This is a genomic window from Segatella salivae DSM 15606 (genome assembly GCF_000185845.1).
GTDB lineage: Bacteria > Bacteroidota > Bacteroidia > Bacteroidales > Bacteroidaceae > Prevotella > Prevotella salivae.
In genome coordinates, this window is sequence record NZ_GL629647.1 from 47,930 (window position 1) to 70,888 (window position 22,959).

General features: G+C 40.0%; 26 protein-coding genes and 2 tRNA genes. 17 read left to right on the forward strand and 11 right to left on the reverse strand.

What is annotated here, in order from left to right:
- Nucleotides 1-31: 31 nt before the first annotated feature.
- Nucleotides 32-1,132, reverse strand: a complete 1,101-nt coding sequence (locus HMPREF9420_RS00210) for a lactonase family protein (protein WP_007133339.1) — start codon at nt 1,130-1,132, stop codon at nt 32-34.
- A gap of 69 nt (nt 1,133-1,201) precedes the next feature.
- Nucleotides 1,202-2,107 (reverse strand): helix-turn-helix domain-containing protein, encoded by a 906-nt coding sequence (locus tag HMPREF9420_RS00215; RefSeq protein ID WP_007133340.1) that lies wholly within the window; start codon nt 2,105-2,107, stop codon nt 1,202-1,204.
- Nucleotides 2,108-2,266: 159 nt separating this feature from the next.
- Here HMPREF9420_RS00215 and HMPREF9420_RS00220 point away from each other — a divergent pair, with 159 nt between their 5' ends.
- The 15 genes from HMPREF9420_RS00220 to HMPREF9420_RS00290 all read left to right on the forward strand — a co-directional run bounded on the left by HMPREF9420_RS00220 (nt 2,267) and on the right by HMPREF9420_RS00290 (nt 14,426).
- Nucleotides 2,267-3,508: a TolC family protein gene (locus HMPREF9420_RS00220; protein ID WP_007133342.1), complete on the forward strand. Its 1,242-nt coding sequence runs from the start codon at nt 2,267-2,269 to the stop codon at nt 3,506-3,508.
- 18 nt (nt 3,509-3,526) lie between these two features.
- Nucleotides 3,527-4,414: an HlyD family secretion protein gene (locus HMPREF9420_RS00225; protein WP_044078982.1), complete on the forward strand. Its 888-nt coding sequence runs from the start codon at nt 3,527-3,529 to the stop codon at nt 4,412-4,414.
- A complete protein-coding gene (locus HMPREF9420_RS00230) occupies nt 4,395-5,885 on the forward strand; it encodes an ATP-binding cassette domain-containing protein (RefSeq protein ID WP_044078629.1) in 1,491 nt (496 codons plus the stop codon). The genes HMPREF9420_RS00225 and HMPREF9420_RS00230 overlap by 20 nt, the downstream gene beginning before the upstream one ends.
- 1 nt (nt 5,886) lies before the next feature.
- Entirely contained in the window at nt 5,887-6,969 is a 1,083-nt protein-coding gene (locus tag HMPREF9420_RS00235) for an ABC transporter permease (RefSeq protein WP_044078630.1), read from the forward strand.
- A gap of 1 nt (nt 6,970) precedes the next feature.
- On the forward strand, nt 6,971-8,062 hold the full coding sequence (locus tag HMPREF9420_RS00240; RefSeq protein ID WP_007133346.1) for an ABC transporter permease: 1,092 nt from the start codon (nt 6,971-6,973) through the stop codon (nt 8,060-8,062).
- 408 nt (nt 8,063-8,470) lie between these two features.
- Nucleotides 8,471-9,634: a serpin family protein gene (locus HMPREF9420_RS00245; RefSeq protein ID WP_007133347.1), complete on the forward strand. Its 1,164-nt coding sequence runs from the start codon at nt 8,471-8,473 to the stop codon at nt 9,632-9,634.
- Nucleotides 9,635-9,646: 12 nt separating this feature from the next.
- On the forward strand, nt 9,647-10,075 hold the full coding sequence (locus HMPREF9420_RS00250) for an energy transducer TonB (RefSeq protein ID WP_081457423.1): 429 nt from the start codon (nt 9,647-9,649) through the stop codon (nt 10,073-10,075).
- Between the two features lie 66 nt (nt 10,076-10,141).
- Nucleotides 10,142-10,807, forward strand: a complete 666-nt coding sequence (locus HMPREF9420_RS00255; protein WP_007133349.1) for a B3/B4 domain-containing protein — start codon at nt 10,142-10,144, stop codon at nt 10,805-10,807.
- 104 nt (nt 10,808-10,911) lie between these two features.
- On the forward strand, nt 10,912-11,397 hold the full coding sequence (locus HMPREF9420_RS00260) for an outer membrane beta-barrel protein (RefSeq protein ID WP_007133350.1): 486 nt from the start codon (nt 10,912-10,914) through the stop codon (nt 11,395-11,397).
- A gap of 5 nt (nt 11,398-11,402) precedes the next feature.
- A complete protein-coding gene (gene recR, locus HMPREF9420_RS00265; protein ID WP_007133351.1) occupies nt 11,403-12,014 on the forward strand; it encodes a recombination mediator RecR in 612 nt (203 codons plus the stop codon).
- Nucleotides 12,015-12,031: 17 nt separating this feature from the next.
- On the forward strand, nt 12,032-12,475 hold the full coding sequence (locus tag HMPREF9420_RS00270; RefSeq protein WP_007133352.1) for a hypothetical protein: 444 nt from the start codon (nt 12,032-12,034) through the stop codon (nt 12,473-12,475).
- Between the two features lie 23 nt (nt 12,476-12,498).
- A complete protein-coding gene (locus HMPREF9420_RS00275) occupies nt 12,499-13,677 on the forward strand; it encodes a glycosyltransferase family 2 protein (RefSeq protein WP_044078984.1) in 1,179 nt (392 codons plus the stop codon).
- Nucleotides 13,667-14,176, forward strand: a complete 510-nt coding sequence (locus tag HMPREF9420_RS00280) for a GNAT family N-acetyltransferase (RefSeq protein ID WP_007133354.1) — start codon at nt 13,667-13,669, stop codon at nt 14,174-14,176. Before HMPREF9420_RS00275 ends, HMPREF9420_RS00280 begins: the two co-directional genes overlap by 11 nt.
- A 75-nt stretch (nt 14,177-14,251) precedes the next feature.
- Nucleotides 14,252-14,328 (forward strand) — tRNA-Asp (locus HMPREF9420_RS00285).
- A 24-nt stretch (nt 14,329-14,352) separates the two neighbouring features.
- Nucleotides 14,353-14,426 (forward strand) — tRNA-Asp (locus HMPREF9420_RS00290).
- A 352-nt stretch (nt 14,427-14,778) separates the two neighbouring features.
- On the opposite strand, the gene HMPREF9420_RS00295 is transcribed toward HMPREF9420_RS00290, so the two are convergent.
- The 6 genes from HMPREF9420_RS00295 to HMPREF9420_RS14460 all read right to left on the reverse strand — a co-directional run bounded on the left by HMPREF9420_RS00295 (nt 14,779) and on the right by HMPREF9420_RS14460 (nt 18,269).
- On the reverse strand, nt 14,779-15,033 hold the full coding sequence (locus tag HMPREF9420_RS00295) for a hypothetical protein (protein WP_007133355.1): 255 nt from the start codon (nt 15,031-15,033) through the stop codon (nt 14,779-14,781).
- A 115-nt stretch (nt 15,034-15,148) separates the two neighbouring features.
- On the reverse strand, nt 15,149-15,571 hold the full coding sequence (locus HMPREF9420_RS00300) for a hypothetical protein (RefSeq protein ID WP_007133356.1): 423 nt from the start codon (nt 15,569-15,571) through the stop codon (nt 15,149-15,151).
- Between the two features lie 29 nt (nt 15,572-15,600).
- Nucleotides 15,601-16,689, reverse strand: a complete 1,089-nt coding sequence (locus HMPREF9420_RS00305) for a hypothetical protein (RefSeq protein ID WP_007133357.1) — start codon at nt 16,687-16,689, stop codon at nt 15,601-15,603.
- Nucleotides 16,686-17,198 (reverse strand): YcxB family protein, encoded by a 513-nt coding sequence (locus HMPREF9420_RS00310; protein WP_007133358.1) that lies wholly within the window; start codon nt 17,196-17,198, stop codon nt 16,686-16,688. The genes HMPREF9420_RS00305 and HMPREF9420_RS00310 overlap by 4 nt, the downstream gene beginning before the upstream one ends.
- A gap of 222 nt (nt 17,199-17,420) precedes the next feature.
- Nucleotides 17,421-18,041, reverse strand: a complete 621-nt coding sequence (locus tag HMPREF9420_RS00315) for an OmpH/Skp family outer membrane protein (RefSeq protein WP_044078633.1) — start codon at nt 18,039-18,041, stop codon at nt 17,421-17,423.
- A 33-nt stretch (nt 18,042-18,074) separates the two neighbouring features.
- Nucleotides 18,075-18,269, reverse strand: a complete 195-nt coding sequence (locus HMPREF9420_RS14460) for a hypothetical protein (RefSeq protein WP_007133361.1) — start codon at nt 18,267-18,269, stop codon at nt 18,075-18,077.
- Nucleotides 18,270-18,370: 101 nt separating this feature from the next.
- Here HMPREF9420_RS14460 and HMPREF9420_RS00325 point away from each other — a divergent pair, with 101 nt between their 5' ends.
- Nucleotides 18,371-19,828 carry an aminoacyl-histidine dipeptidase gene (locus tag HMPREF9420_RS00325; RefSeq protein WP_007133362.1) on the forward strand — a complete coding sequence of 486 codons (1,458 nt, stop codon included), beginning with the start codon at nt 18,371-18,373 and terminating at the stop codon, nt 19,826-19,828.
- A 95-nt stretch (nt 19,829-19,923) separates the two neighbouring features.
- Here the strand turns inward: HMPREF9420_RS00325 and nth are convergent, their stop codons facing one another.
- Nucleotides 19,924-20,613, reverse strand: a complete 690-nt coding sequence (gene nth / locus HMPREF9420_RS00330; protein ID WP_007133363.1) for an endonuclease III — start codon at nt 20,611-20,613, stop codon at nt 19,924-19,926.
- Nucleotides 20,614-20,668: 55 nt separating this feature from the next.
- On the opposite strand from nth, the gene HMPREF9420_RS00335 reads away from it, so the two are divergent.
- Nucleotides 20,669-21,373: a DUF2461 domain-containing protein gene (locus HMPREF9420_RS00335; RefSeq protein WP_044078986.1), complete on the forward strand. Its 705-nt coding sequence runs from the start codon at nt 20,669-20,671 to the stop codon at nt 21,371-21,373.
- Here HMPREF9420_RS00335 and kdsB read toward each other — a convergent pair.
- Together kdsB and HMPREF9420_RS00345 are read right to left on the reverse strand one after the other, a co-directional pair.
- Nucleotides 21,354-22,097, reverse strand: a complete 744-nt coding sequence (gene kdsB / locus HMPREF9420_RS00340; protein ID WP_007133365.1) for a 3-deoxy-manno-octulosonate cytidylyltransferase — start codon at nt 22,095-22,097, stop codon at nt 21,354-21,356. The genes HMPREF9420_RS00335 and kdsB overlap by 20 nt on opposite strands.
- A gap of 360 nt (nt 22,098-22,457) precedes the next feature.
- Complete coding sequence (locus tag HMPREF9420_RS00345) at nt 22,458-22,931, reverse strand: Dps family protein (RefSeq protein ID WP_007133367.1); 474 nt, start codon at nt 22,929-22,931, stop codon at nt 22,458-22,460.
- Nucleotides 22,932-22,959: the final 28 nt, after the last annotated feature.

Sequence of the window (22,959 nt, forward strand, 5' to 3'; positions counted from 1 at the left end):
TCAGACAGCATCGCGAGAACCTGCAATATCTCTATTGATGTTGCGCTGGTGCAAACTTCACGCATACGGGATGCTGAACCAAAATGTCTTGATGTGTGTCGCTTAGTAAGCCCGTTTGAGGGTTGCGTGCATAGACTTGAATCTTATTTGCATCACGACAAGCGACGAGAACAAACTTTCCATTCGGTGTAATGATAAAGTTTCGAGGATGCAATCCTGTGGGTTGTTGTCCAACGCGAACAAGCTTTCCCGAAGCCAATCTCTTGAAAATGGTGATTCCATCGCCTTTTAATCGTGTGCTCGCATAAACGAACTTACCATCAGGACTGAGGTGAATATCGGCTCCACCGCGGGCTTTTGCATCGTCAGCAGCAATGGTTTGGAAGCGTTTCAGCAGGCCATTGGCATAATGAAATGCCGTGATGTCGCCCGATAATTCACTCATAAGGTAGACGTCTTTACCATTGGGTGAGAATGTGAGATGACGCGGACCAGAGTCTTTGTCGACATTAACTGGCGCGGAATAAGGTGTGAGTGTACCTGCTGTTTTGTTGTATTTGAATGATAGAATTTGGTCTGCACTGAAGTTTGTTGCTAACATATAACCATCTTTTGTGAATCGAGTGCAGTGCACATGAGGCTTGTCTTGTCTCGTCAAGTCAGGGCCTCCTATCGTTCCTTTGTGTTGACTGGCCATAGGTTTCAAGCTTCCATCGGCTGCAATTGGAAATACAGAGAGACTTCCTCCCGAATAGTTTGCCGTCATAACTACGTGTCCATCGGTCTCCACATAACACGGATCTTCGCCGTGTGTGCGTTGAGTGTTGAGGAGTTTCATGCTTCCATCTCGACCGAAGGCTATGGCATTCAAGCTTGCTGTGGTATCATTGTTCTCACTAACTGCATAGAAATATCGGCCATTTGGTGCGAAAGCAAGGTATGAAGGGTTTTTAAGTGCCAGCGAATGTTGTGCAGTTGCTTTCCCCGTTTGTTGGTCAAAAAGAAAAGAATAGACACCTTTGCTGCCATTATCAGTATAGGTTCCGATAACCATATTGAGCTTGTTGTTCGCTATACAGAGGGCTGGAAGGGCAGAAGCCACCACACTTAACACGATTGTTTTTGTCTTCATTGAATTTATTTTTTATGATTTGATACTGTTATTTGTTCTCTTTTTGCACCTTATAACATAGTTATGGCATCATGGATTGGTTTGTCTGAACTGGTTAGGAGTGGTAGAAGTGAGCCTCTTGAAATACTTACAGAAGAAGCTTACCGTAGGAAAGTTCAGCTCATCAGCAATCTCTATAATCGTTTTATCACTGTGTTTCAACAATACTTTGGCTGAAGTAATCAGGGCACGGTCTATCCATTCTTTTCCTGTTTGACCGCTAACAGCCTTCACAACCGTACCAAGATAGCGGTCGGTGAGGCACATCTTTTCAGCATAGAAGCCCATTTGATGTTCTTGTTTGCAGTTTTTGTTGACTAAATAGATAAAGCGTTCGAAGATGTTTCGCTCGTTAGAATGTTGCTCAATGATATTTGTTTTCACTGCAGAGAAGTGGTAATCATATTGTAAAATGATAGTACGAATGATGCTTTTGATAACTTGCTGATTATTGACTTGTTGTGAAACGGTTTGCAAAAGCAAGCTGAACATTTGCCGAATCAAGTCGCTTTCGCTCGCAGTGAGTATCTTTTGAGCGTCTTTCATCGTTTGATTGAACGTTGAAGATAGGGCATCATTCATGACGATATGCATGAAATCGGGAGAACAAGTCATTCCCGTTAGCTTGAAATCTTGCGTCACTTCGATGGGTTGAACAATGGTACCTGGTGTTATAAATACTATCATTCCAGGAGTTAGTTGCTTATCAATGAGGTTGATACGGGCGTGTGCTTGTCCTGCACTTACATAGCCGAAGCGATAGTCTTGCAGTTGAAAGATGGAGTCAAATCGCAACACAGCTTGGATTAAATAGTCCATATCCACAACGATAGTGAAGTCTTGTAAGACCCTAAAATTACTTGCTTTGTCAAGTTTGTTGGACTCAATGAGTTGCTTAAATCGGTCAAATGTGAGCGAAATGGGTTTGCCTTGCATTGCTTTTTTTATTGATAATATGATACAAAGATAATTCTTTTTCTGTATTATAGAACTTTTTTCTCTTTAAATCTAACGAATAGAACATTATCCATTTGAAATAGATAACAACAGAGTTTGTAATAAGTCTTACCTTTGTAGCATAGAAAAAAGAAGATAATGAAAAAGAGATTATTATTCGTTTGCTGTTTGTTGCCTTTGCAATTATGGGCACAAAAGCTGACATTAGAAGCCTGTAAACAAAGTGCAGAGATAAATTATCCGGCGGTAAGTCAGTATCATTTGATGGAGCTTACACGTGATTTCACCTTGGAAAATGCTGCAAAAGCCTGGTTGCCCCAAGTGTCTGTGTCGCTTAGTGGCATTGCTTTTACAGACTTGTTGAATGTAAGTGGTGTGATGAAACAAATGGGAATGGAGACTAAAAACACGTTGGCTTCGGGCATGGTGATGCTGAATCAGAATGTGTATGATGGTGGAAAGATTCATGCTCAGCGTCTGATAGTCCGCACACAAACCGAAGTTCAGCGTCAGCAATTGGCTGTTTCGCTGTATGATTTGAATCGGAGAGTGGAGCAACTCTATTTTGGTGTGCTGCTGTTGGATGCGCAAATCAGCCATACATTGTTGCTGATTGATGACTTAAAACTTAGTCGGAAGACCATTGAAGCAATGATGCGAGGAGGTGTTGCCAATCCAACGGATGTCGATGCAGTGGCAGTTGAGCAAGAGAATGCATTGCAATTGCTCGATGCGCAGCAGGCTTCGAGACAATCTTTTCTTAAGATGTTGGGCCTCTTTATACATCAATCGTTGGATAAAGACGTGCAATTGCAGTTGCCTATTGCATTAGATTTGAAGTCGGAAGAAGTGAAACGCCCAGAACTTTCCTATTTCCAAGCACGCGAAAATCAGTTAGATGCGGAGCGAAAACGATTGAATGCAAGTCTTCTTCCAACGCTAAAAGCCTTCGGAATGGGCGTGTATCATACAAAGGTTACATCGCTGATACACAATGGAATGCTTGCTGGTGGTTTAACTTTAAGTTGGAATGTTGGAGCCTTATATACGCGAAAGAATGATCTTCAAAAGCTAATGGTGCAACGACAGCAGATAGAAAGTGAGCGTGCTACCTTTCTTTTTAATAATCATTTGGAGGTGGAAACAGCCGAAGGGAACATAGCTATGCTCAAGAAACAACTGCTTCGGGACGATGAAATCGTAAGACTTCGGGAGCAAATTCGTGGAAAGAGCGAGAAGAAAGTACGCTTAGGAACGGAAAGTATCAATGAGATGTTGCGGGATATTAATGCAGTTTCCAAGGCACGTCAACAGCGTTCGACTCATGAAATCCAATTACTTGAAGCCTTATACGCACTTAAAAATACGATAAATCAATAACAACTGAACGGAATTATGATGAAGAAAATAATGTTATTTGCTATAATGTGCCTATTGATGTGCTGCAGTAACAATGATAATGTCTTTGACGCAACAGGAACTTTCGAGGCAACAGAGGTGACTGTTTCAGCCGAACAAACGGGCAAACTGATTCGCTTTGATGTTCAAGAAGGTGGAAAAGTTGTTGTAAACAAGGAGGTTGGATGTATTGATACCATTCCCTTTTATCTGAAAGCACGGCAGATTGGTGCACTAAAAATGGTGTATCAAGCACAGAAACCGAATGCTTCTACGCAGGTAGCAGCCTTGCGTCAGCAGATTGTTAAGGCCCAAGAAGACGTCAAACGCTATGCGGAGTTGGTGAAAGATGGGGCTGCCAATCGGAAGATATTAGATGATTCACGAAACCAATTGCTTGTTCTTCAGCGACAGTTAGCAGCTCAAAATTCCACCTTGGGTAACTCTACGCGCAGTCTTTCGGCTCAAATGGGGACGGCAGATGTAGAGAAACTGCAAGTCATTGACCAGCTTCGGAAGTGTCATATCACGTCACCTATCAGTGGAAACGTATTGGAGAAGTATGCTGAACAGGGTGAGTTTGTCATGACAGGAAAGCCTCTTTTTAAGGTCGCTGATATCCAACGGCTTTATCTTCGGGCTTATATCACGAGCCAACAACTAAGTAAAGTGAAGCTCGGTCAACGTGTAACTGTCTTCTCAGATTACGGGAATAACCTACGTAAAAGCTATCAAGGTGTGGTGTCATGGATATCATCTCAGAGTGAGTTTACACCCAAAACTATCCTCACAAATGACGAGCGTGCCGACTTGGTTTATGCCATAAAGGTGGCTGTTAAGAATGATGGTAGCATAAAAATAGGTATGTATGGCGAGGTCAACTTCTAATCATCAGCCGTCAATATCTGTCAGATCATTGTCTAAAAGCTATGGAAGAGTGCAGGCATTACATGACGTTTCGTTTGATGTTGAGCATGGAAAGATCTTTGGACTCATAGGACCTGACGGCTCAGGGAAGACCACTTTGTTTCGTATTCTGACGACTCTTTTGTTGGCAGATGCAGGAAAAGCCAGTGTAGATGGGTTTGATGTAGTTCGGGATATGAATGATATTCGGAAACGAGTAGGGTATATGCCTGGCCATTTTTCACTCTATCAAGACCTTACAGTGGAAGAGAACTTGAAGTTTTTTGCAACACTTTTCTCTACAACGATAGCCGAAGGCTATGACTTAATCGCTCCAATCTATTCGCAGATAGAACGATTTAAGACGCGAAGAGCAGGCGCTTTGTCTGGTGGAATGAAGCAAAAACTGGCGCTATGTTGTGCTTTAGTGCATAAGCCTTCCATTCTTTTTCTTGACGAACCCACTACGGGTGTCGACCCCGTTAGCCGTAAAGAGTTTTGGGAAATGCTTGTAACCTTGAAACAAAATGACATCACAATAGTAGTTTCTACGCCTTATATTGACGAAGTGTTGCAGTGTGATTGCGTGGCATTCTTACATGAAGGCAGGTTGAAAGGAGTAGGGAATCCCAAGACAATATTAACGCAATTCAAAGCTATTTTCAATCCACCCGCGTTGGTACATGAGGTAAACGACAACCAGAAGGAACACGAAGAAAACGTCATTCAGGTGCAACATTTAGTGAAATCCTTTGGAGATTTCCGTGCCGTGGATGACATTTCGTTTAATGTTCGCCGTGGAGAGATCTTTGGTTTCCTTGGTGCTAATGGTGCAGGAAAGACCACAGCAATGCACATTTTGACGGGACTTAGTCAGCCAACAGGGGGACATGCCACGGTTGCAGGCTTCGATGTGTCTACTCAGTATGAGCAAGTGAAGCGACATATTGGCTATATGAGTCAGAAGTTTTCACTCTATGAAGACCTTACTGTGACTGAAAACATTCAATTGTTTGGTCATATCTACGGCATGAAGTCTGCTGATATCAGCCGCAAACTCAATCAGTTGCTCCAACAATTACAGTTCACTGACCATGCCAACGACATTGTTTCTTCCCTCCCATTAGGCTGGAAACAGAAACTCGCTTTCTCCATAAGTATCTTCCATGAGCCTGATATTGTGTTCTTAGATGAGCCAACTGGGGGTGTCGATCCAGCCACAAGACAGCAGTTTTGGACGTTAATTTACGATGCAGCCAGAAGCGGAATAACTATCTTTGTGACTACACATTACATGGATGAAGCCGAATATTGCGACAGAATCTCTATCATGGTAGATGGTAAGATAAGTGCAATCGGGACGCCTTCTGAACTTAAATCACAGTTCAATAAACGTGATATGAATGAGGTTTTTACTTTCTTGGCGCGACAATCCAACCGACAAAGTGTTTAGTATGAAAGAGTTTTGGTCATTTATTATTAAGGAAAAGCAACACATTATGCGTGATAGACGCACGATGATGATACTCTTTGGTATGCCCATTATACTGATGTTGATCTTTGGTTTTGCAATCTCTACTGACGTAAGAAACGTGAGAACCGTTGTCGTTATGTCTCAGATAGATCATCAAACACAGCGGATGATTAATGCACTTGATGAGTCGGAGTATTTCAATGTGCTTTATAAGGTGCACACACCTGCCGAAGCTGAGCAGCTGATTCGTAATCAAAAGGCTGATATGGGCATTGTTTTTAGTACTGATTTTGCCAGCAAATATGGAGAAGTTCAGCTCATTATAGATGGTACAGACCCTAATATGGCACAGCAATATAATAATTATGCTTCACAGATTATGGGCACTCAGCTGATGAATGTCATGCAAAGAAAGGCCCCAAGTGCTATTGCTTTGAAGATGCTTTATAACCCCCAAATGAAGAGTTCCTATAACTTTGTGCCAGGAATCATGGGGATTTTGTTGATGTTAATATGTGCAATGATGACGAGTATCAGCATAGTTCGTGAGAAAGAACGAGGCACAATGGAGGTGTTGTTAGTGTCACCTGTGCGCCCGTTTCTAATCATATTGGCGAAAGCAGTGCCTTATCTTGTGTTGGCATTTGTCGTGCTTTTAGCGATTCTTCTCATGTCACGTTTCGTGTTGTTTGTACCAATCGCTGGCAGTCTTTGGCTCATTTTACTTGTCTCAACGATATATATATTCATGGCTTTATCTTTGGGATTGCTCATCAGTACGATAGCAAAGACACAGATGGCAGCCTTATTAATGTCGGCCGTTATGCTGTTAATGCCTTGCACTATGCTAAGCGGCATGATGTTTCCTATCGAGAGTATGCCTCATGTTTTGCAATGGGTTGCGGCACTGATTCCACCGCGTTATTATATCTCTGCAATGAGAAAATTACTCATTATGGGTGTATCGTTTCGATATGTTTTGTCAGAAGTCATCACCCTTTTAGGCATGACGGCGCTCTTTTTGACGGTAGCGTTGTTGAAATTTAATAAAAGATTGGGGTAGTATGCTTATTCTTTATCTCATAAAAAAAGAGTTCTTACAGATGAACCGCAATCACTTTCTCAAGGTGTTGGCGTTGGTTTATCCTGTGGTTGTTATGTGTGTATTCCCTTGGGTGATGCGTATGGACGTGAAAAACGTAGCGGTTGTGGTGGTAGATAACGACCATTCTACACTTTCACAACAATTGGTTCATCGCATAGAAGCAAGCCATTATTTCGTTTTTAAGGGGCAGAAGGCTTCGTATACTGATGCTTTAAGTGCTGTAGAACGATGTGAAGCAGACGTGATAGTAGAGGTTCCTGCGCACTTCGAACGTAATGAAACGCGGGGCGAACACCCTCAAATACAGATTGCGGTAAATGCTGTTAATGGGTCGAAAGGCATGTTGGGGGCTTCATATATGAATCAGATAGTGACCGCATCTGTTGCTCCAGAAGGACTGCTTACCACTTTAAGTCAGCGTGTTTCAACCTTATATTTATATAATAAGCACTTAGACAGTAAGCGATTAATGATTCCTTCACTCTTTGGAATCTTGTTAATGATTATCTGTGGAGCCTTACCTGCCCTGAACATTGTAGCCGAAAAGGAGGCTGGAACGATTGAAGCTATCAACGTAACTCCTGTGAGTAAGTTTACGTTTATCATGGCAAAGCTCATCCCTTATTGGCTACTTGGCATGTTGGTCATGACGATTTGTATCGTCCTTACAAGGTTTTTATATGGTTTTTCGTGTGTAGGAAACTTGTTTTGGGTGTATCTTCTAGCCCTGCTTTTATCTTTTTGTTTCAGTGGTTTGGGGTTGGTTATTTCCAATTATAACGATACTATGCAGCAAGCCATGTTCGTTTTATGGTTCTTTTTGTTGATATGTCTGTTGATGAGTGGCTTACTTACGCCCGCACGTTCTATGCCTCACTGGGCTTATTTGACTACTTATGTCAATCCTGTTGCCTATTTTATTGATGGTGTTCGAACGATTTATGTGCGTGGGGGAGGTTTTATGAGCATTCTTCCACAGTTGCTTGGGCTCAGTCTCTTATCTGTTTTTGCAGATACTTGGGCAGTATTGAGCTATCGGAAAAATAGATAATTCTTTATGAAGGTGTGCTTTCAGTGAGCGGTTTAATATCGCCTAACGCTATCATCTCATGGCGCACGATATGAAAAGAAATAGCCTTCATTGTAGTGATGCCAATCATGTGTAAAACGATATGGGGCAAAACACGCGGTAATCTCCGTCGTTTTATGCTGTAAACTACGCCATTTCGCATTGCAAAATGATGCAGTTTGCAGCTTAAAACGGCTTGTTTCTGTAGTCTTAATTTGCTGGTTTAATCAGTTTTCTCTAATCATTCATACAACATCCTTTTTGTGTTCGTGATTCTTGTTTAGGTATTTTTAGAAAAAAAATAATGGACTTAGTGAATAATCTATTTGAAAATCACGTATCTTTGTAGCATAATCAGTGGTGAAAAGAATATCAGAATATAGACAAATTATGAGGAAAATTAAATGGTATATCGTCGCTTTTGCTTTATTGTTAACTGCTTGTAAGTCTGCAAGTTTACAGGATGAGGCTAAAGGAAAGTATGGGCAGGTGAAACTGAATGATGCAGAACGTGCTGAAGTTGACAGCATGGTGAATGGTGTGGCCTTTCGTTTGGTTCATGAGATGCAAAAGAATCATGGCAACTTATTGGTCTCTCCACTTGGTCTTTGCTATGCTTTGAATATGCTCAATGCTGGTGCTGATGGGGCGACACAACGGCAGATAAACCGTGTCTTGGGTCGGAATATATTGGCAGATCGTTTATGTCGCACGATGTTATTGGCTGATGCGGCAACAAAAGATGGGCAAGCGAAGGCGCAAAATGATAAAGTAACAACGCTGATTGTTGACAATAGGGTTGATGTTGGTCGCGGAATTGACCTGCTGCCAGCTTTTGAAGAGCGCATGAAAGTATGTTATTTTGCTGCAATAGAAGAGGAAAATGAGGCACAAAAGATTATTCTTAGTAACACATTACGATTTGATGGAGTGTGGAAAGAGGCTTTTGACTCATCGCAAACTCAAGTAAGTTTGTTCACAACAGCCGAGGGAAAGCAGCAGAAAGTACCGCTGATGAGTGGGCGGTTTAAGTTAGATTATGCCGAAACAAATGATTATCAATTGGTTAAGATACCATATAATGGTGGCTTTAATCTTTATGTTTTATTGCCTAAAACAGGAGAAAAGTTAGAATCGATTGTGTCAAAGTTGAATGTGACAACATGGCAACAAGCGCTCAAACAGATACAAATGGCCGATGTAAGTCTATGGTTTCCACGCTTTAGTACAGCCAAGAAGAATGACATGATAAGTGTGTTGAAGAACTTAGGTGTTAGGGATGCCTTTGACATGCAACTTGCAAACCTTTCAAAAATGACTTTAGGACAGGCGTATGTTTCAGGAGTTAAGCAAGAGGTTCAAATTGATTTTAACGAACAACGCACTGAAGCTGAGGCCAAAACAACGATGGAAGTAGCTGTACTTTGTGCTACAGAAGAGCCTAAAAAGAAAGAAATTCAGAGACGATTTGTACGCTGTGACCATCCATTTCTTTATGTGGTGACCAATCGGTTTGGTGCAATCTGTTTCATCGGTGAGGTTCAACGGTCTTAATATAGTAAGCTTATGAAACAACGATTGGTATTGTGTTTAGTACTCGTCTTATTGTCTTTGCAAGGTTTTGCCATAGGACAAGAGAAAAAGTTTGTTCGTGTTCATGCGACGAAAACAAAAGGACCGATTTATGAATTCTGTGATACAATGCCCGAATTTCCAGGAGGTCAGCAGGCAATGTTTAAATTTATAGCTGAACATTTGCGATGGCCGACAACAGAAGTAGAGTGTACTGGCAATTGGAGAGTGGTGATAAAGTTTATTGTTGAGACTGATGGGACCCTCTCATGTCCCCAATTTGTCTACCGAACGGATATCGAATTTGAGAATGAAGCCCTAAAAGTTTGGCGACTGTTTCCACGATTTAAGCCTGCTATCAAGGGCGGACGTCCTGTTCGTTGTAGGTTTGTTGTCCCGATAAGATTTAAGGGTTTACAGTGATTTTGATTTGTTTTGCAAAATGAAAGTCCGCGTTTCTTGATTTTTTTACCTACATTTGTAGTCATTATGGAAGTTATTGTAAGTAAAGAAATAGAGCAAGTTTGTCCTCACTTCGTAGGAGCTTGTGTGGAGGCTAAGGTTGAAAACTCTTCTTTTTGCAGTGAATTGTGGGAAGAAATCCATGCAAAGGGTGAGCAGTTTCGTAATAAACTGACTACAGAAACACTAAAAGATATTAGTGGAATTGCAGCAACCCGTCGCGTTTATCGCGCTTGTGGAAAAGATCCTTCGCGTTATCGTCCTGCCGCAGAAGCCTTGATTCGCAGAATGTTACAAGGCAAAAAACTCTATCAAATAGATACTTTGGTAGACTTAATCAACTTGGCTTCAATCGCCTTTGGGTATAGTTTAGGTGGTTTTGATGCAGATAAGATTGTGGGAAATCAATTGACTTTGGGCGTTGGTAGAGCTGAAGAACCTTATGAGGGGATAGGGCGTGGTCCATTGAATATTGAAGATTTGCCTGTATATCGCGATAAAATAGGGGGTATTGGAACGCCAACGAGTGACCATGAACGCACGAAAATAACAGCTCAAACGACGCATCTCTTGGTGCTTGTCAATGGATATGATGGCAATGAAGATGCTGTTCGGTCTACTGCTTTGTATGTACAAGCGTTGCTTCGAAAGTATGCTTGCAGTGATGGGGGCACGTTCTTTGTCTATAAATAAAATCAAACAAAATTTTGTTGGATGTGATAAAATCATTAAATTTGCACTATTACTCCATATTATTTGAATCAAACAATTAGAGTTTTATAAGGAAAAGAAGAATTATGAAAAAGAAAATTATTTTATTGTTCACGGCATTACTGATGACAATCTCAGCCAATGCACAGTTTGAAGAAGGTAAGCTTTATGCAGGAGCATCATTGACTGGTTTGAATTTAAGCTACAATGGAGCTAATGAACTGAATCTTGGTGTTCAGGCAAAGTTAGGATATATGGTAGCCGATGAATTGATGTTGTTAGGCAATGCGGGTATACAGACAAGCTCAAGTCATGTGACTCCAAACAGCTTTTCATTAGGTGTTGGCGGACGATATTATATCGAACAGAATGGAATCTACCTCGGAGTAAATGCTAAATACATTCATTCTAAGGGATATAATGACTTTATGCCGGGTGTAGAAGTGGGTTATGCTTTCTTCTTAAGTCATACAGTTACCCTTGAGCCGGCTATCTACTATGATCAAAGTCTCAAGGATCACAGCCAGTATTCTACAATTGGTTTGAAGGTGGGTATAGGCGTTTATCTCTAAGATCTATGTCAGATAAATACCCTTCTTCACTCTTAGAGAAGGCTGTAAGCGAGTTTTCCAAGCTACCAGGTATAGGGCGCAAGTCAGCATTGCGCCTTGTATTGTATATGCTTCGACGTGAAAATGAAGAAGTAGATGCCTTTAGTGAGGCCATCACTACACTCAAACACGAGGTGAAATACTGCAAAGTATGTCATAATATCAGTGATACGGAAGTCTGTCCGATATGTTCTGATGTTAGAAGAGACGCCACAACAATCTGTGTAGTGGAGAATATTCAAGACGTAATGGCCATAGAAAAGACCCAGCAATATAATGGGTTATACCATGTGTTGGGCGGAATTATTTCGCCGATGGATGGTATTGGGCCGAACGATATAGAGATTTCATCACTTGTAGAACGTGTAAAGACGGGCAAAATAAAGGAAGTTATTCTTGCATTGAGTTCTACAATGGAAGGTGATACGACAAATTTCTTTATCTCACGAAAGCTTGCTGATTTCGATGTTGCTATCAGTGTGATTGCCCGAGGCATTTCTGTTGGCGACGAATTAGAGTATACTGATGAGGTGACGCTTGGTCGTTCAATCATCAATCGAACTCCTTTTAAACAATGAACAGTACTTATTAAACGATGAAACGTATACAAAAGATACTCCAAATTAATTATTTTCTTAACCTCATTATAGTCTTATTGTGGATTGTTCTCAATGAAAACGATGTGTTTAATATCGTTGGATCTGCACATGAAAACACTAATTCAGACTTTCTTTCTGCCTCAATAATGGAGGTTATTACCATTTGTTTTATTCCTGTTTCCTTACGATTGTTTAAGTTTGGAGCTATTCGTCAAGCCATAAAAGACGATAAAACTCCACTTTTGAATACGTTTTTTGCCTATTCATTAGTGAGACTTGAAATGCTGCTTATGCCGATGTTGGTTAATGCTGTGCTTTATTATGTCTTCATGAATGTTGCTTTTGGCTATATGGCCATTATCCTTTTTCTGTCTACTCTCTTTATTTTTCCTACGCAAGAACGTTGTGAACAGGAATACAATACTATCATTCAATCCTAAGTTTTCAGCCTTTGTGACGCGTGATTCAGCTCTCGATAATAATCGTTAACTATAATGTGAAGTACTATTTAGCACAATGTCTCCATTCACTTTGTCGTGCTTTGGAGGGGTTGAATGCCGAGATTCTTGTTGTTGATAACCACTCCTCAGACGATAGTATCACTTATTTGAAGGCGCATTTTCCTGCAGTTCGTTACATTGAAAATCGTGAAAACATGGGCTTTGCACGTGCAAATAACATTGCAATTGAGCAGAGTCGGGGAGAATATGTGCTTTTATTGAATCCCGATACAATAGTGGGTGAGGGTGTGTTGAAAGCCGTTTTATCTTTCATGGAGTGTCATCCCAAGGCGGGAGCAGCAGGAGTTTGCATGCTCAAAGCAGACGGAAGTTGTGCCAAAGAGAGTCGACGTGGACTGCCTACTCCCATGACAGCACTTTATAAAATGAGTGGGCTTAGCAGGTTGTTCCCTAATAATAAGAGGTTAGCGCATTACTATATGGGAGGTATTTCGTGGGATATGCCTCACCAAATTGAGGTTGTCAGTGGGGCCTTTTGTTTTCTTCGGCGTGAAGCTTTGTTACAAGTGGGGATGTTGGATGACGATTATTTCATGTATGGAGAAGACATAGAACTCAGTTGTCAGTTGCTTTTGAGAGGGTGGGAGAATTGGTATTTGCCACTAAAAATACTGCATTATAAAGGCGAAAGCACTGCAATGACTTCCTATCGCTATGTGCATCGGTTTTATAAAGCCATGCTAATCTATATCCGAAAGCATTATGGTGTCGTTTCGTTTGCAGCCTATTTCTTGAAAATAGCCATTGTTTTTAAAGCCTTAATGGTTGTTGTTCGCCAGACTGTTCATAAGCTTTTGTATTCTATTGGCATATCATTTCAGCAGAAGAAACGCCGTTCATATTATGTCTTTATTGGGCAAAGTGCGATGCTTGATGACTGCCAAAAGATAGCCAAGAACCATGGTTTGTCTGCTCTTTTCATAGAAGGCAGTCCAACAAATATGCCCGTTATTCCAGAAAAGAGAGATTTTTCACTTACTTATCTCGTTTATGATATGGACGTTTTCGACTATACTTTTGTGTTGAATGATATGGCTTCGCGTGCAAATGAAGGCTATTCTATGGGAACATATGCATCAAAAATATTAATCACTGAAGATAAAGTCATATATGGAAAGTAACAAAGTGAGACTCAGAGCCATGGAGCCTGAAGACTTAGACCTGCTTTATGAGATTGAGAATGATATTGAAACATGGCATGTTGGGGCTGTAAACGTGCCCTATTCGCGTTATCTTTTACATGATTATATTGCTCATGCGACGGGAGATATCTATGCAGATCGTCAGCTCAGACTTATCATTGAAGATAAAAAAGGGAATAGTGTTGGACTGATAGATTTGGTAGATTTTGACCCACAACACAGCAGAGCAGAGGTCGGAATCATTCTTCAAACGAAGCATCGCCGGCGTGGTTATGCCACAGAGGCAATGAAACTCATCTTGGATTATGCACGAAAAGTGGTCCATCTTCATCAAGTTTATGCTATTGTCTCTGTCAATAATCAACCTTCTTTGAATCTACTTAAATCGTTGGGTTTCAGGGAATACACGACAATGAAAGACTGGTTGCGCGAAGATAATTGTTTCGTTGATGCACAATTGCTACAATATTTTTTGTAAAAAAGGTGTAGAAAGGTTTGCAAGAATAAAAATTTATCCTTACCTTTGCACACGCAATTCAGAACAAGGTGCCATGGTGCGTTAGTTCAGTTGGTTAGAATGCCTGCCTGTCACGCAGGAGGTCACGAGTTCGAGTCTCGTACGCACCGCCATCATCCTTGTTGAATTAGCACATTGGTGCGTTAGTTCAGTTGGTTAGAATGCCTGCCTGTCACGCAGGAGGTCACGAGTTCGAGTCTCGTACGCACCGCAAACCTCATTGCTCTTGCAATGAGGTTTTTTTATGCTTATAGGCAATAGGCAACTTGAAGTCAATGCTTTTGTGAAATAAAATAGTGCATTTCATAAGACAAAAGCAGTCACTTTACGCAGTAAAAGGATAGGAATGGTATTGTGTTTTGAGGCATCTTGTGTTTTAAGATGTAGCGGAATGTAAATCAATGTGTTGCGATTTTGATAGAAAAGAAAAATACTTTATGCGTTTCTCCCTAAAATATTGTGTGGCGCATAAAGTTATATGGCGTAATAAAGTTTGTGATAATGGCCCTGCAATTATATGTTTATACGTGTAGGATGCAATTTAATTAAACGCTGTTTAAGACTCAAGAGGTTTTTGTATTGCGCTTTTTGCTGAAACAAATCCACACCACCAATAGGGCAATCATCGTCACGTTGGCTATCAATACATAGCCTAAGGTGTCGAGTTGGCTTAGTGCAAACTGCTGAAATGCAGGCATTTGGGTATTGTAAACTTTGAAGGTTTTCAGTGCAATTCGTGCCTTATCCCAATAATAATAATCTGTCATCATAAGACCATGAAAGGCTATAAGCAGTGCAATTTTTATCCATTTATTCATAGTTTTCTATTGTTTTTTGAGAGTTAGTGGGTGCAAAGGTAATGAATTTTCACTGAATATATCAAGCATTACAAATAGATTTATCTGACATGTTGCCAACTTCTCCTCGCTCAAATCAATCTTCGAATGATTTCCTGAATATATAACAGCAAATGAATATGACAAAGATTGAGCAGAGACCACCAAAGATAAAGTATATGGTAAGCAGTATAAGGGTAAACAGATCAAAGTCCATTGAAGGCAGAAAACATATTGCAAACACAATGAGATTACTGATAAAAACTTGCAATATAGCCATTTTTATCCATGAATCTATATTGAAGAATATCCATGAAATGGCTGCTCCAACGGGATAAGCAAGTGCAAACGAAAGCGTAATAGGGAGTAAATCCAAGTTAAAGAGATTGGTTCCATCTTCTTCAAAGAACCATATGATCATCAGACCATGGTTGAAAATAATCATCAAAAGATAGATAAAGAGATTTGCCAACACAATGTTTCTGATGGTATGTCGTGGAGTATAGGTTTCTTTTTCCATGAAATAATAATTTATATTGAGTGTTATGATTAAGCATCGCCATGTAAATCAAACGCGATAACCTCTCTGTTGGTGAGGTCTATTATGGCTATTCCAAAGTCGCTTCCACCGTCATATACTCTTATCCAGTCTTTGAATAGTAACTCATAGTTATAGTTTATCATATCTATTCCTAAGAGATTAACAGATATATAAATATGTCCTTCTTCTTTTTCTCCTTTATATTGACGATAATATTGGTTGAAGGGGAGGGGTGAAGGGCCTAAATTATAAGGCCTATTATTTGCTCGTTTACCATGTTGTTTGACAAGTAATTGCTGCATATTTCGCCAATATTGTGTCGTATCCATAAAGGTTTCGAGAATTGTTCTGGCTTCAACCATCTGTTCTTTTGTAATGGTGAAGGTTATTTTGTCAGGGTTCTTGATACTTAAACTGTCTGCATTAAGGATGATATCTAATTGTTGTGGTTGTAATTTCGTAAAGGAAACAGGTGCTGTTTTCATGCCAGGAAATGCAGAAAGAACAAGCTGATTGTGATTCAACTTACGTATAACAATCTTTTGATTTTCGTTATTTTCAGTCTTTATTTTCAGCGTGTCATCACATAAAGCATAAGGAGTGAAACAGGAATAGACCCCAAATTCTCCCCAAGAATAAGCAATATCATGCTCTGAAATGTTCAATACAAGTTTGTGAAGTGTGCCTTCTTTGATGTTACTGAGCCATATTCCGTGGAGTTGTGTGGTGTCAACGGGCGACTTAATGAATTTAACCTTTTCCTTTTCTCTAAAGGGAAGTCCTGTGATTTCAAGGGAACTATCCTCTAAAGAAAGGATAACACATTCATAATTCTTAGACTTCTGATAATTGAGTCGTAGGCTATCATGATTGATTTTGTAGCTATCGAAGTAGATAACCGTGTCTCCTATTGCAGGATCATAATAGACTTCAGCCTTCGAAATGGTGAGTGTTTGCGCCATGTTCAATGGTTTCTTACTGACACTTTCCCATTCTCCAAGGAGTTGATGAGCATTGATAACTTGCTTTTCTGTTGTAGAACAGGCAGTTGAAATGAGTAAAGTCAGCGCAGTAAAAAGGATAGAAAATGTCTTCATAACTTGTATTTTTCTTTCAGTTTAAGGACAAAGTCAGTCATGGCTTCACCCTCTTTAGCAATAATAATACCTTGGTTCTTAGCGTACATGAAATAGAAATGTGTTGGGGTCTCTATGATTTTATAGAGTTTGTCATAGGGAATATTGCCCTGTTCTAAGTCCGTCAGAGTTTCAATATGGTCGTCAAATAGTGATAGTTTGATTTGGCTCAGACTATTAAACATCTTGTTTTGATCATAAAGTTTACTTGCCTTGCGGTCTCTTCGCTTTCTAACGTTCCAGTTATAAAAGACAATCATGAGGATGTTTAGAAGGAATAAGGCAGCCGTGAGCACCTTACTTTGTAGATGGATAGATAAGAGAACATCGGTCCATATAACAAAAATTACAATGCTAACAATAGTGACAGAGCGTTTGAAATGAAACTCTTTGTCGCTAATAACGCGGTTAAATTGGATGAAATCCTCCTTGGTTGGTTTCCTTGTAATAATGAATTTAGGCTCTTCCATAACTTCTTTTATAGATTGTTTTCACAAAGATATAAAATTTATTATATATGATTTGCGTTTTACTTCCTTTATTTTAAGAAAACGAAAAGAGTCTCGTTTCTTCGTTGTTCGAATGAAGAAAAGAGACTCTTTTAATGGATTTATTCTCTCTTATATGCAGGTTGACAATACTATTACATAGTTCTCACCCTTTCATATAATGAGATTTAGAAAGCGAATACTTTATTTTTTCGTTGGCATAGCAGCCTTCATTTTCTCTGAAGGCTTATAAGCCTTGTTCAAACCAGCAATAATTTCGTTGGTGATATCAAAAGACTTATCAGCATAAAGCAGGTTATCCCCAGCCTTGCTAAGGATTAAACTATAGTGTTTATCCTTGTTATAAACCTTCAAATAGTGCTGAATGCTGTCACGAAGAGCGTTGTTGTATTTCTCCGTTTCAGTCTGGAACTCATTCGTTAAGCGTTGATTGAGTGCCTGTAAATCAGTGTTTTGCTTCTGAAGATTAGCGTTAATAGCTTCTGCTTGCTCACGAGTGTAAGCGTTTTGTTGTACCTTTTGCTGGAAGTTTGCAGCCGCAGCTTGCAGTTGTTGCTGTTTAGCGGCCAAAGTATTCTGGATGTTTTGTCCCTTCTTTTGAAGCAAAAGAGAGTAATCTTTGCAGAATTGATACTGGCTCATGATGCTATCTACCTCAACATAAGCAATCTTTAAACCTTTTGGTGTCGGTTGAGCGGCATCAGATTTCTCGTCTACTTTTGGTGCAGACTGATTACAACTGGTCATAGCTACTGTTGTAATTGCAGCTAAAGCCATTGTTTTTAGAATGTTTTTCTTGTTCATTTCTTTTATGTTATTTTTGATTTTATACAATATTTAGAATGCTTTATTACTCTTTCTTGCCTCTTTGTCTTGATCAATGACACAATGAATACCCTGCTTTCTCAATGCAGCATTGTCATGAATATGCTGAGAAGTAAACTTTCCTCCTTTTAGAAAGATAATCTTTATGCATAATAACGCAACGGATATAGCAATTATTAACACGCTCAATACTATTGTCTTGATCATTTTTATTACTTTTGCAGTGTACCTTTAAGCAATTAAATATGGGCAAAGGTAATATAAATCGATAAAAGAACAAAATAAAACAAAGTAAAAAGATATAAAAAATGAGTAATGTAGAACTAAGACCTGCTCGCGTGTTTGAGCAGTTTGCAGAGATTAACAAGATTCCACGTCCTTCCAAACATGAAGAGAAAATGGCAGCATATCTTAAGAAGTTTGCTGCCGATCGCCATCTCGAGGTAAAGGAAGATGAAACTGGTAATGTGATTATTCGTAAGCCGGCGACCAAAGGTTTGGAGCATTTGGCAACGACAATCCTACAGAGTCACATGGACATGGTATGTGATAAGTTGGTGGATGTAGACTTTGATTTCCACACAGATGCTATCCAAACCTACGTCGATGGCGAGTGGTTGCGTGCGAAAGGAACTACACTTGGCGCAGACGATGGTATCGGTTGTGCGATTGAATTGGCTATTCTTGATAGCAATGATATAGAACATGGTCCTATAGAATGTGTGTTCACACGTGATGAAGAGACTGGTTTGACAGGAGCTTTTGGTATGAAGCCGGGCTTCATGACAGGCAAATATCTTATCAATCTCGATTCAGAAGACGAGGGACAGATATTTATTTCTTGTGCAGGAGGTATCAATACAACTGTTACTTACGAGTTCAAACGTGAGGAAGCACCAGCAGATTATTTCTTTATGCAAGCCTCTTTGAAAGGTCTTAACGGCGGACATTCAGGCGATGACATAAATAAGAAGCGCGCAAATGCAATTAAAATCATGGCTCGTTTCCTTTATTTGGAGCAAGAAAAGATGGATCTTCGCTTGTCACAATGGAACTCTGGCAAGATGCATAACGCCATCCCACGCGATGGAAAGATTATATTCGCAGTGCCAAATGACCGTAAGGAAGAGGTAATGGCTGATTGGAATGTGTTTACAGTAGGTGTAGAAGATGAGTTCCATGTAACAGATCCTACGATGCATTGGGCTATTCAAAGTGTTGAGCGTCAGCAAGTCATTCCACAGAATGTATCACATGGACTCATCTTGTCTATGCAAGCGCTTGACAATGGTCCGCTTACAACATGTCAAGATGAAGCTATTGCCTACATGGTTGAAACCTCAAGTAATGTTGCAAGCATTCAAAGTGAGGCTGAAAAGATTGTGATTGTTGCCAGTCAACGAAGCAATGTAATGAGCAATCTTAAGAATATGGCTAATACCGTAAAGGCAGTTTTCGAACTGAGTGGAGGCAAAGTGGTTCAGAATGACGGCTATCCTGCTTGGAAGATGAACCCAAACAGCAAGCTCGTTAAGCTTACTGTAGACGCTTATAAGAAGCTGTTTGAGAAAGAACCCACCGTGAAAGGAATTCATGCGGGGCTTGAATGTGGTCTCTTTTCTGAGAAATATCCCGAGTTAGATATGGTTAGTTTTGGTCCTACTTTGCGTAATGTTCATACACCAGATGAATGTTTGCACATCCCAACAGTACAGATGGTGTGGGATCATTTGCTTGAAATCCTTAAGAATATTCCACAAGAATAAGTTCTAATAAATAGCAAACAAAGAAATAGCCTCACTTTCAATAGTTCTTATAAAGTGCTTTGAAAGTGAGGCTTTTCTATGGGTTGTTCGTTTGATTATTCTTTTTTTGCCTTTAATTTCGGTTGCTTAGATGTTGTCTTTCCTTTTAATAAATTGATACCAGTGGGGCAGATTGTATTAAAAGGACAATCATCACATTGCGGTTTTTGGCTCTTGCAAACATATCTTCCGTGCAGTAACAGCCAATGATGTGCATTACTTACATCAGCTTCAGGAATGTGTTTTAAGAGTTCCAACTCTACTTTTAGGGGAGTATTTGCAGCTTCTGGAACTAAGCTTAGGCGGTGACTAACGCGATATACATGCGTATCTACTGCTAAGGTAGGCTTTCCAAACCATACCGATTGAACGACATTTGCTGTTTTTCTGCCTACGCCTGGAAGCTGAGTTAACTCTTCTGTGTTATCAGGAACCTTGCCATTGAATCGCTCTACCAGTATCTTTGACATCTCACTCAAATGATGTGCCTTTGCATTGGGATAGCTCACACTCTTTATTAGCTCAAAGATGTCCTCCCAATTTGCCTTTGCCATAGCCTCTGCGGTTGGGTAATGGCGAAACAATTCGGGGGTAATCATGTTGATACGCTTATCTGTACATTGTGCACTTAGCAATGTTGCAACAATCAATTGGAATGCACTTCCAAAGTCAAGTTCCGTAGTTACAGGACCTTGTTTCTGTCGAAAATAATTTAGAATATAGTCAAATCTTTCTTTTCTTGTCATGCAACAAAAGTATAAAAAATATAGTATCTTTGCAAAAAATAAAAGAGAAAAGGCTATGGATGCAAAAAGAATATTGCGTTATTTACGTGATTTATCAGCCAATAACAATAGAGATTGGTTTCAGGAACATAAACAAGAATATAATGTTTGCAGGCAGAATTTTGAGGAAGGAGTAACACAAGCTGTTGCAACGATTGCGCAGTTTGATGCTTCTATCTCGCATATCACTCCCAAAGATGCTTGCTATCGTTTCAATCGTGATACGCGTTTCAGTGAAGATAAGCGCCCTTATAAAGACCATCTTGGTGCTTATATCTGTGCGCATGGCAAGAAATCGTTGCGTGGAGGCTATTATCTCCATTTGCAACCGGGCCAGTGTATGCTCGGTGTTGGTAGCTATTGGTTGCCTACCAACATCCTAACGGCTTGCCGAAATGAGATTATGGGGAATATTGATGAATGGAGAAAATGTGTTGAAAACGGGAAGTTCATCAAACTTTTTGGCTATCCTAACGACGGAAAATGGGGCGATCCATGTGGAAAAGGCTTTGGATTGGAGTGCTTAAAGACTGTTCCTAAGGGCTTTCCACGTGATTATGAGTTTGTGAAATACTTGCGAATGAAGGATTATTGCTGCTGGCATGCCGTTCCAGATGACTTTTTTGATGGCGATGGCTGGCTCAAAGAGATTGTTGATATCTTTAAGACAGCCAAACCAGCAATGGACTTTATGAACAATGTTATTGACGATTACGAATAAAATCTTCGGCACGTTGTAGGTCTTCGGGAGTGTCGATACCAACTGTTTCGACATTCGTGATGCCTACTTTCACACGATATCCATTCTGCAACCAACGCAGTTGTTCGAGACTTTCGGCCAATTCGAGAGAAGATTGTGGTAGTTTTGTAATCTCTCTTAATATGTCTTTGCGATAAGCATAGATGCCCAAATGTTTCAAAAATGGGTAGTTTTCCAACCAGTTTTGCTTGTCAACACCGCGTACAAAAGGGATGATGCTTCGGCTGAAATACATGGCATAGCCACGATTATCGACAACAATCTTCGGAGAATTTGGGTTCTCTACGGCTTCAATGTCAGCGAAAGGCTTTCCTAAAGTGGCTATCTGTGTGTGGTCATCATCAAAACAATGGCACAAAGTTTCTATCTGACTTTGTTCTATAAAAGGTTCATCTCCCTGAATATTCACTACAACATCAAAGTCGCCTCCAATCTTTTCGAATGCTTCTTCGATGCGGTCTGTGCCGCTGTGATGTTCTGTTGAGGTCATCACTGCCTTGCCTCCAAACGCTAATACCTTATTATATATGCGCTCATCATCTGTTGCTACGAAGACAGCATCAAGCACTTTATTTGCTTGTTCGTATACATGCTGAATAACAGGCTTGCCTGCCAACAACGCTAAAGGTTTGCCCGGGAAGCGTGAAGAGCCATAACGGGCTGGGATTAATCCAATAAATTTCATTTGTGTTTAATGTTTATTGTTCTCGCAAAGATAATGAAAAATCTTATATTGTCATACTAATTTTATTTCAAAAATACATCTGTTTTTCGGTAATAAGATAATAATGATGTGTTTCTCTGTGGCTTATTCTATTGTAAAAAGGCTCATATTGCATTGCGATTTGCATGATTTCATGACATGAAATGACGCAGATAATGCAGTTGTTTGACGCAAATTGCGGGATGCCCCAATGGGCTTCAAAGTGCTTTTCAAAAAGCATCACCTTGTGTGATGAATAAAAAGAACTTGCTTTTCCTTATAAAAAAGAAGGCTCCCATGCCCTTATTAGCATGGAAGCCTTGTGTATTTGGAGGATGATGTTTAGCTTAATGTAGCAACAAGCATCCAAACTTTCTTCTCTTGACCAGTCAAATAGTCATCTATCATGGCTATAGTTACTTCGTCGTCAGCCTCTTGTGCAGCTGCCAAAATGCGGCGTTCCTGTGCAATGATAAGCTTATATACGTCGAGAATATACTTCAAGCCCTCGAACTTCTCTGGCTCAAAACCATTTTCTTTCAGTTGAGATATCTTGAGATATTCGCTGAAACGGTTCTCAGGACGTGCATCTAACTGCAACAAACGCTCTGCAACTTGGTCTACTTTCTCTGCAGTCTCATTGTATTCACCCTCATAAAACTCGTGGAGTTGATAGAATTTGTCACCCTTTACGTTCCAATGGAAACCGCGAAGATTAGCATAATATACTTGGAGATCAGCCAACAACTGATTTAATTCCTTTACAACCTTTTCTACTTTCTTGGCATCTAAGCCTGTAAAATCTAAATTTTTCATTGTCTTAATTTTTTAATTAATTACTGAA

Coding starts and splice junctions, on each gene's coding strand:
- HMPREF9420_RS00210 (WP_007133339.1), bottom strand. CDS start 1,132: ATGAAGACAAAAACAATCGTGTTAAGTGTGGTGGCTTCTGCCCTTCCA.
- recR (WP_007133351.1), top strand. CDS start 11,403: ATGTCAGATAAATACCCTTCTTCACTCTTAGAGAAGGCTGTAAGCGAG.
- HMPREF9420_RS14460 (WP_007133361.1), bottom strand. CDS start 18,269: ATGATCAAGACAATAGTATTGAGCGTGTTAATAATTGCTATATCCGTT.
- HMPREF9420_RS00345 (WP_007133367.1), bottom strand. CDS start 22,931: ATGAAAAATTTAGATTTTACAGGCTTAGATGCCAAGAAAGTAGAAAAG.
- HMPREF9420_RS00270 (WP_007133352.1), top strand. CDS start 12,032: ATGAAACGTATACAAAAGATACTCCAAATTAATTATTTTCTTAACCTC.
- HMPREF9420_RS00240 (WP_007133346.1), top strand. CDS start 6,971: ATGCTTATTCTTTATCTCATAAAAAAAGAGTTCTTACAGATGAACCGC.
- HMPREF9420_RS00255 (WP_007133349.1), top strand. CDS start 10,142: ATGGAAGTTATTGTAAGTAAAGAAATAGAGCAAGTTTGTCCTCACTTC.
- HMPREF9420_RS00230 (WP_044078629.1), top strand. CDS start 4,395: ATGGCGAGGTCAACTTCTAATCATCAGCCGTCAATATCTGTCAGATCA.
- HMPREF9420_RS00300 (WP_007133356.1), bottom strand. CDS start 15,571: ATGGAAAAAGAAACCTATACTCCACGACATACCATCAGAAACATTGTG.
- HMPREF9420_RS00335 (WP_044078986.1), top strand. CDS start 20,669: ATGGATGCAAAAAGAATATTGCGTTATTTACGTGATTTATCAGCCAAT.
- HMPREF9420_RS00225 (WP_044078982.1), top strand. CDS start 3,527: ATGAAGAAAATAATGTTATTTGCTATAATGTGCCTATTGATGTGCTGC.
- HMPREF9420_RS00235 (WP_044078630.1), top strand. CDS start 5,887: ATGAAAGAGTTTTGGTCATTTATTATTAAGGAAAAGCAACACATTATG.
- HMPREF9420_RS00280 (WP_007133354.1), top strand. CDS start 13,667: ATGGAAAGTAACAAAGTGAGACTCAGAGCCATGGAGCCTGAAGACTTA.
- HMPREF9420_RS00295 (WP_007133355.1), bottom strand. CDS start 15,033: ATGAATAAATGGATAAAAATTGCACTGCTTATAGCCTTTCATGGTCTT.
- HMPREF9420_RS00305 (WP_007133357.1), bottom strand. CDS start 16,689: ATGAAGACATTTTCTATCCTTTTTACTGCGCTGACTTTACTCATTTCA.
- HMPREF9420_RS00310 (WP_007133358.1), bottom strand. CDS start 17,198: ATGGAAGAGCCTAAATTCATTATTACAAGGAAACCAACCAAGGAGGAT.
- HMPREF9420_RS00250 (WP_081457423.1), top strand. CDS start 9,647: ATGAAACAACGATTGGTATTGTGTTTAGTACTCGTCTTATTGTCTTTG.
- nth (WP_007133363.1), bottom strand. CDS start 20,613: ATGACAAGAAAAGAAAGATTTGACTATATTCTAAATTATTTTCGACAG.
- HMPREF9420_RS00260 (WP_007133350.1), top strand. CDS start 10,912: ATGAAAAAGAAAATTATTTTATTGTTCACGGCATTACTGATGACAATC.
- HMPREF9420_RS00215 (WP_007133340.1), bottom strand. CDS start 2,107: ATGCAAGGCAAACCCATTTCGCTCACATTTGACCGATTTAAGCAACTC.
- kdsB (WP_007133365.1), bottom strand. CDS start 22,097: ATGAAATTTATTGGATTAATCCCAGCCCGTTATGGCTCTTCACGCTTC.
- HMPREF9420_RS00245 (WP_007133347.1), top strand. CDS start 8,471: ATGAGGAAAATTAAATGGTATATCGTCGCTTTTGCTTTATTGTTAACT.
- HMPREF9420_RS00325 (WP_007133362.1), top strand. CDS start 18,371: ATGAGTAATGTAGAACTAAGACCTGCTCGCGTGTTTGAGCAGTTTGCA.
- HMPREF9420_RS00220 (WP_007133342.1), top strand. CDS start 2,267: ATGAAAAAGAGATTATTATTCGTTTGCTGTTTGTTGCCTTTGCAATTA.
- HMPREF9420_RS00315 (WP_044078633.1), bottom strand. CDS start 18,041: ATGAACAAGAAAAACATTCTAAAAACAATGGCTTTAGCTGCAATTACA.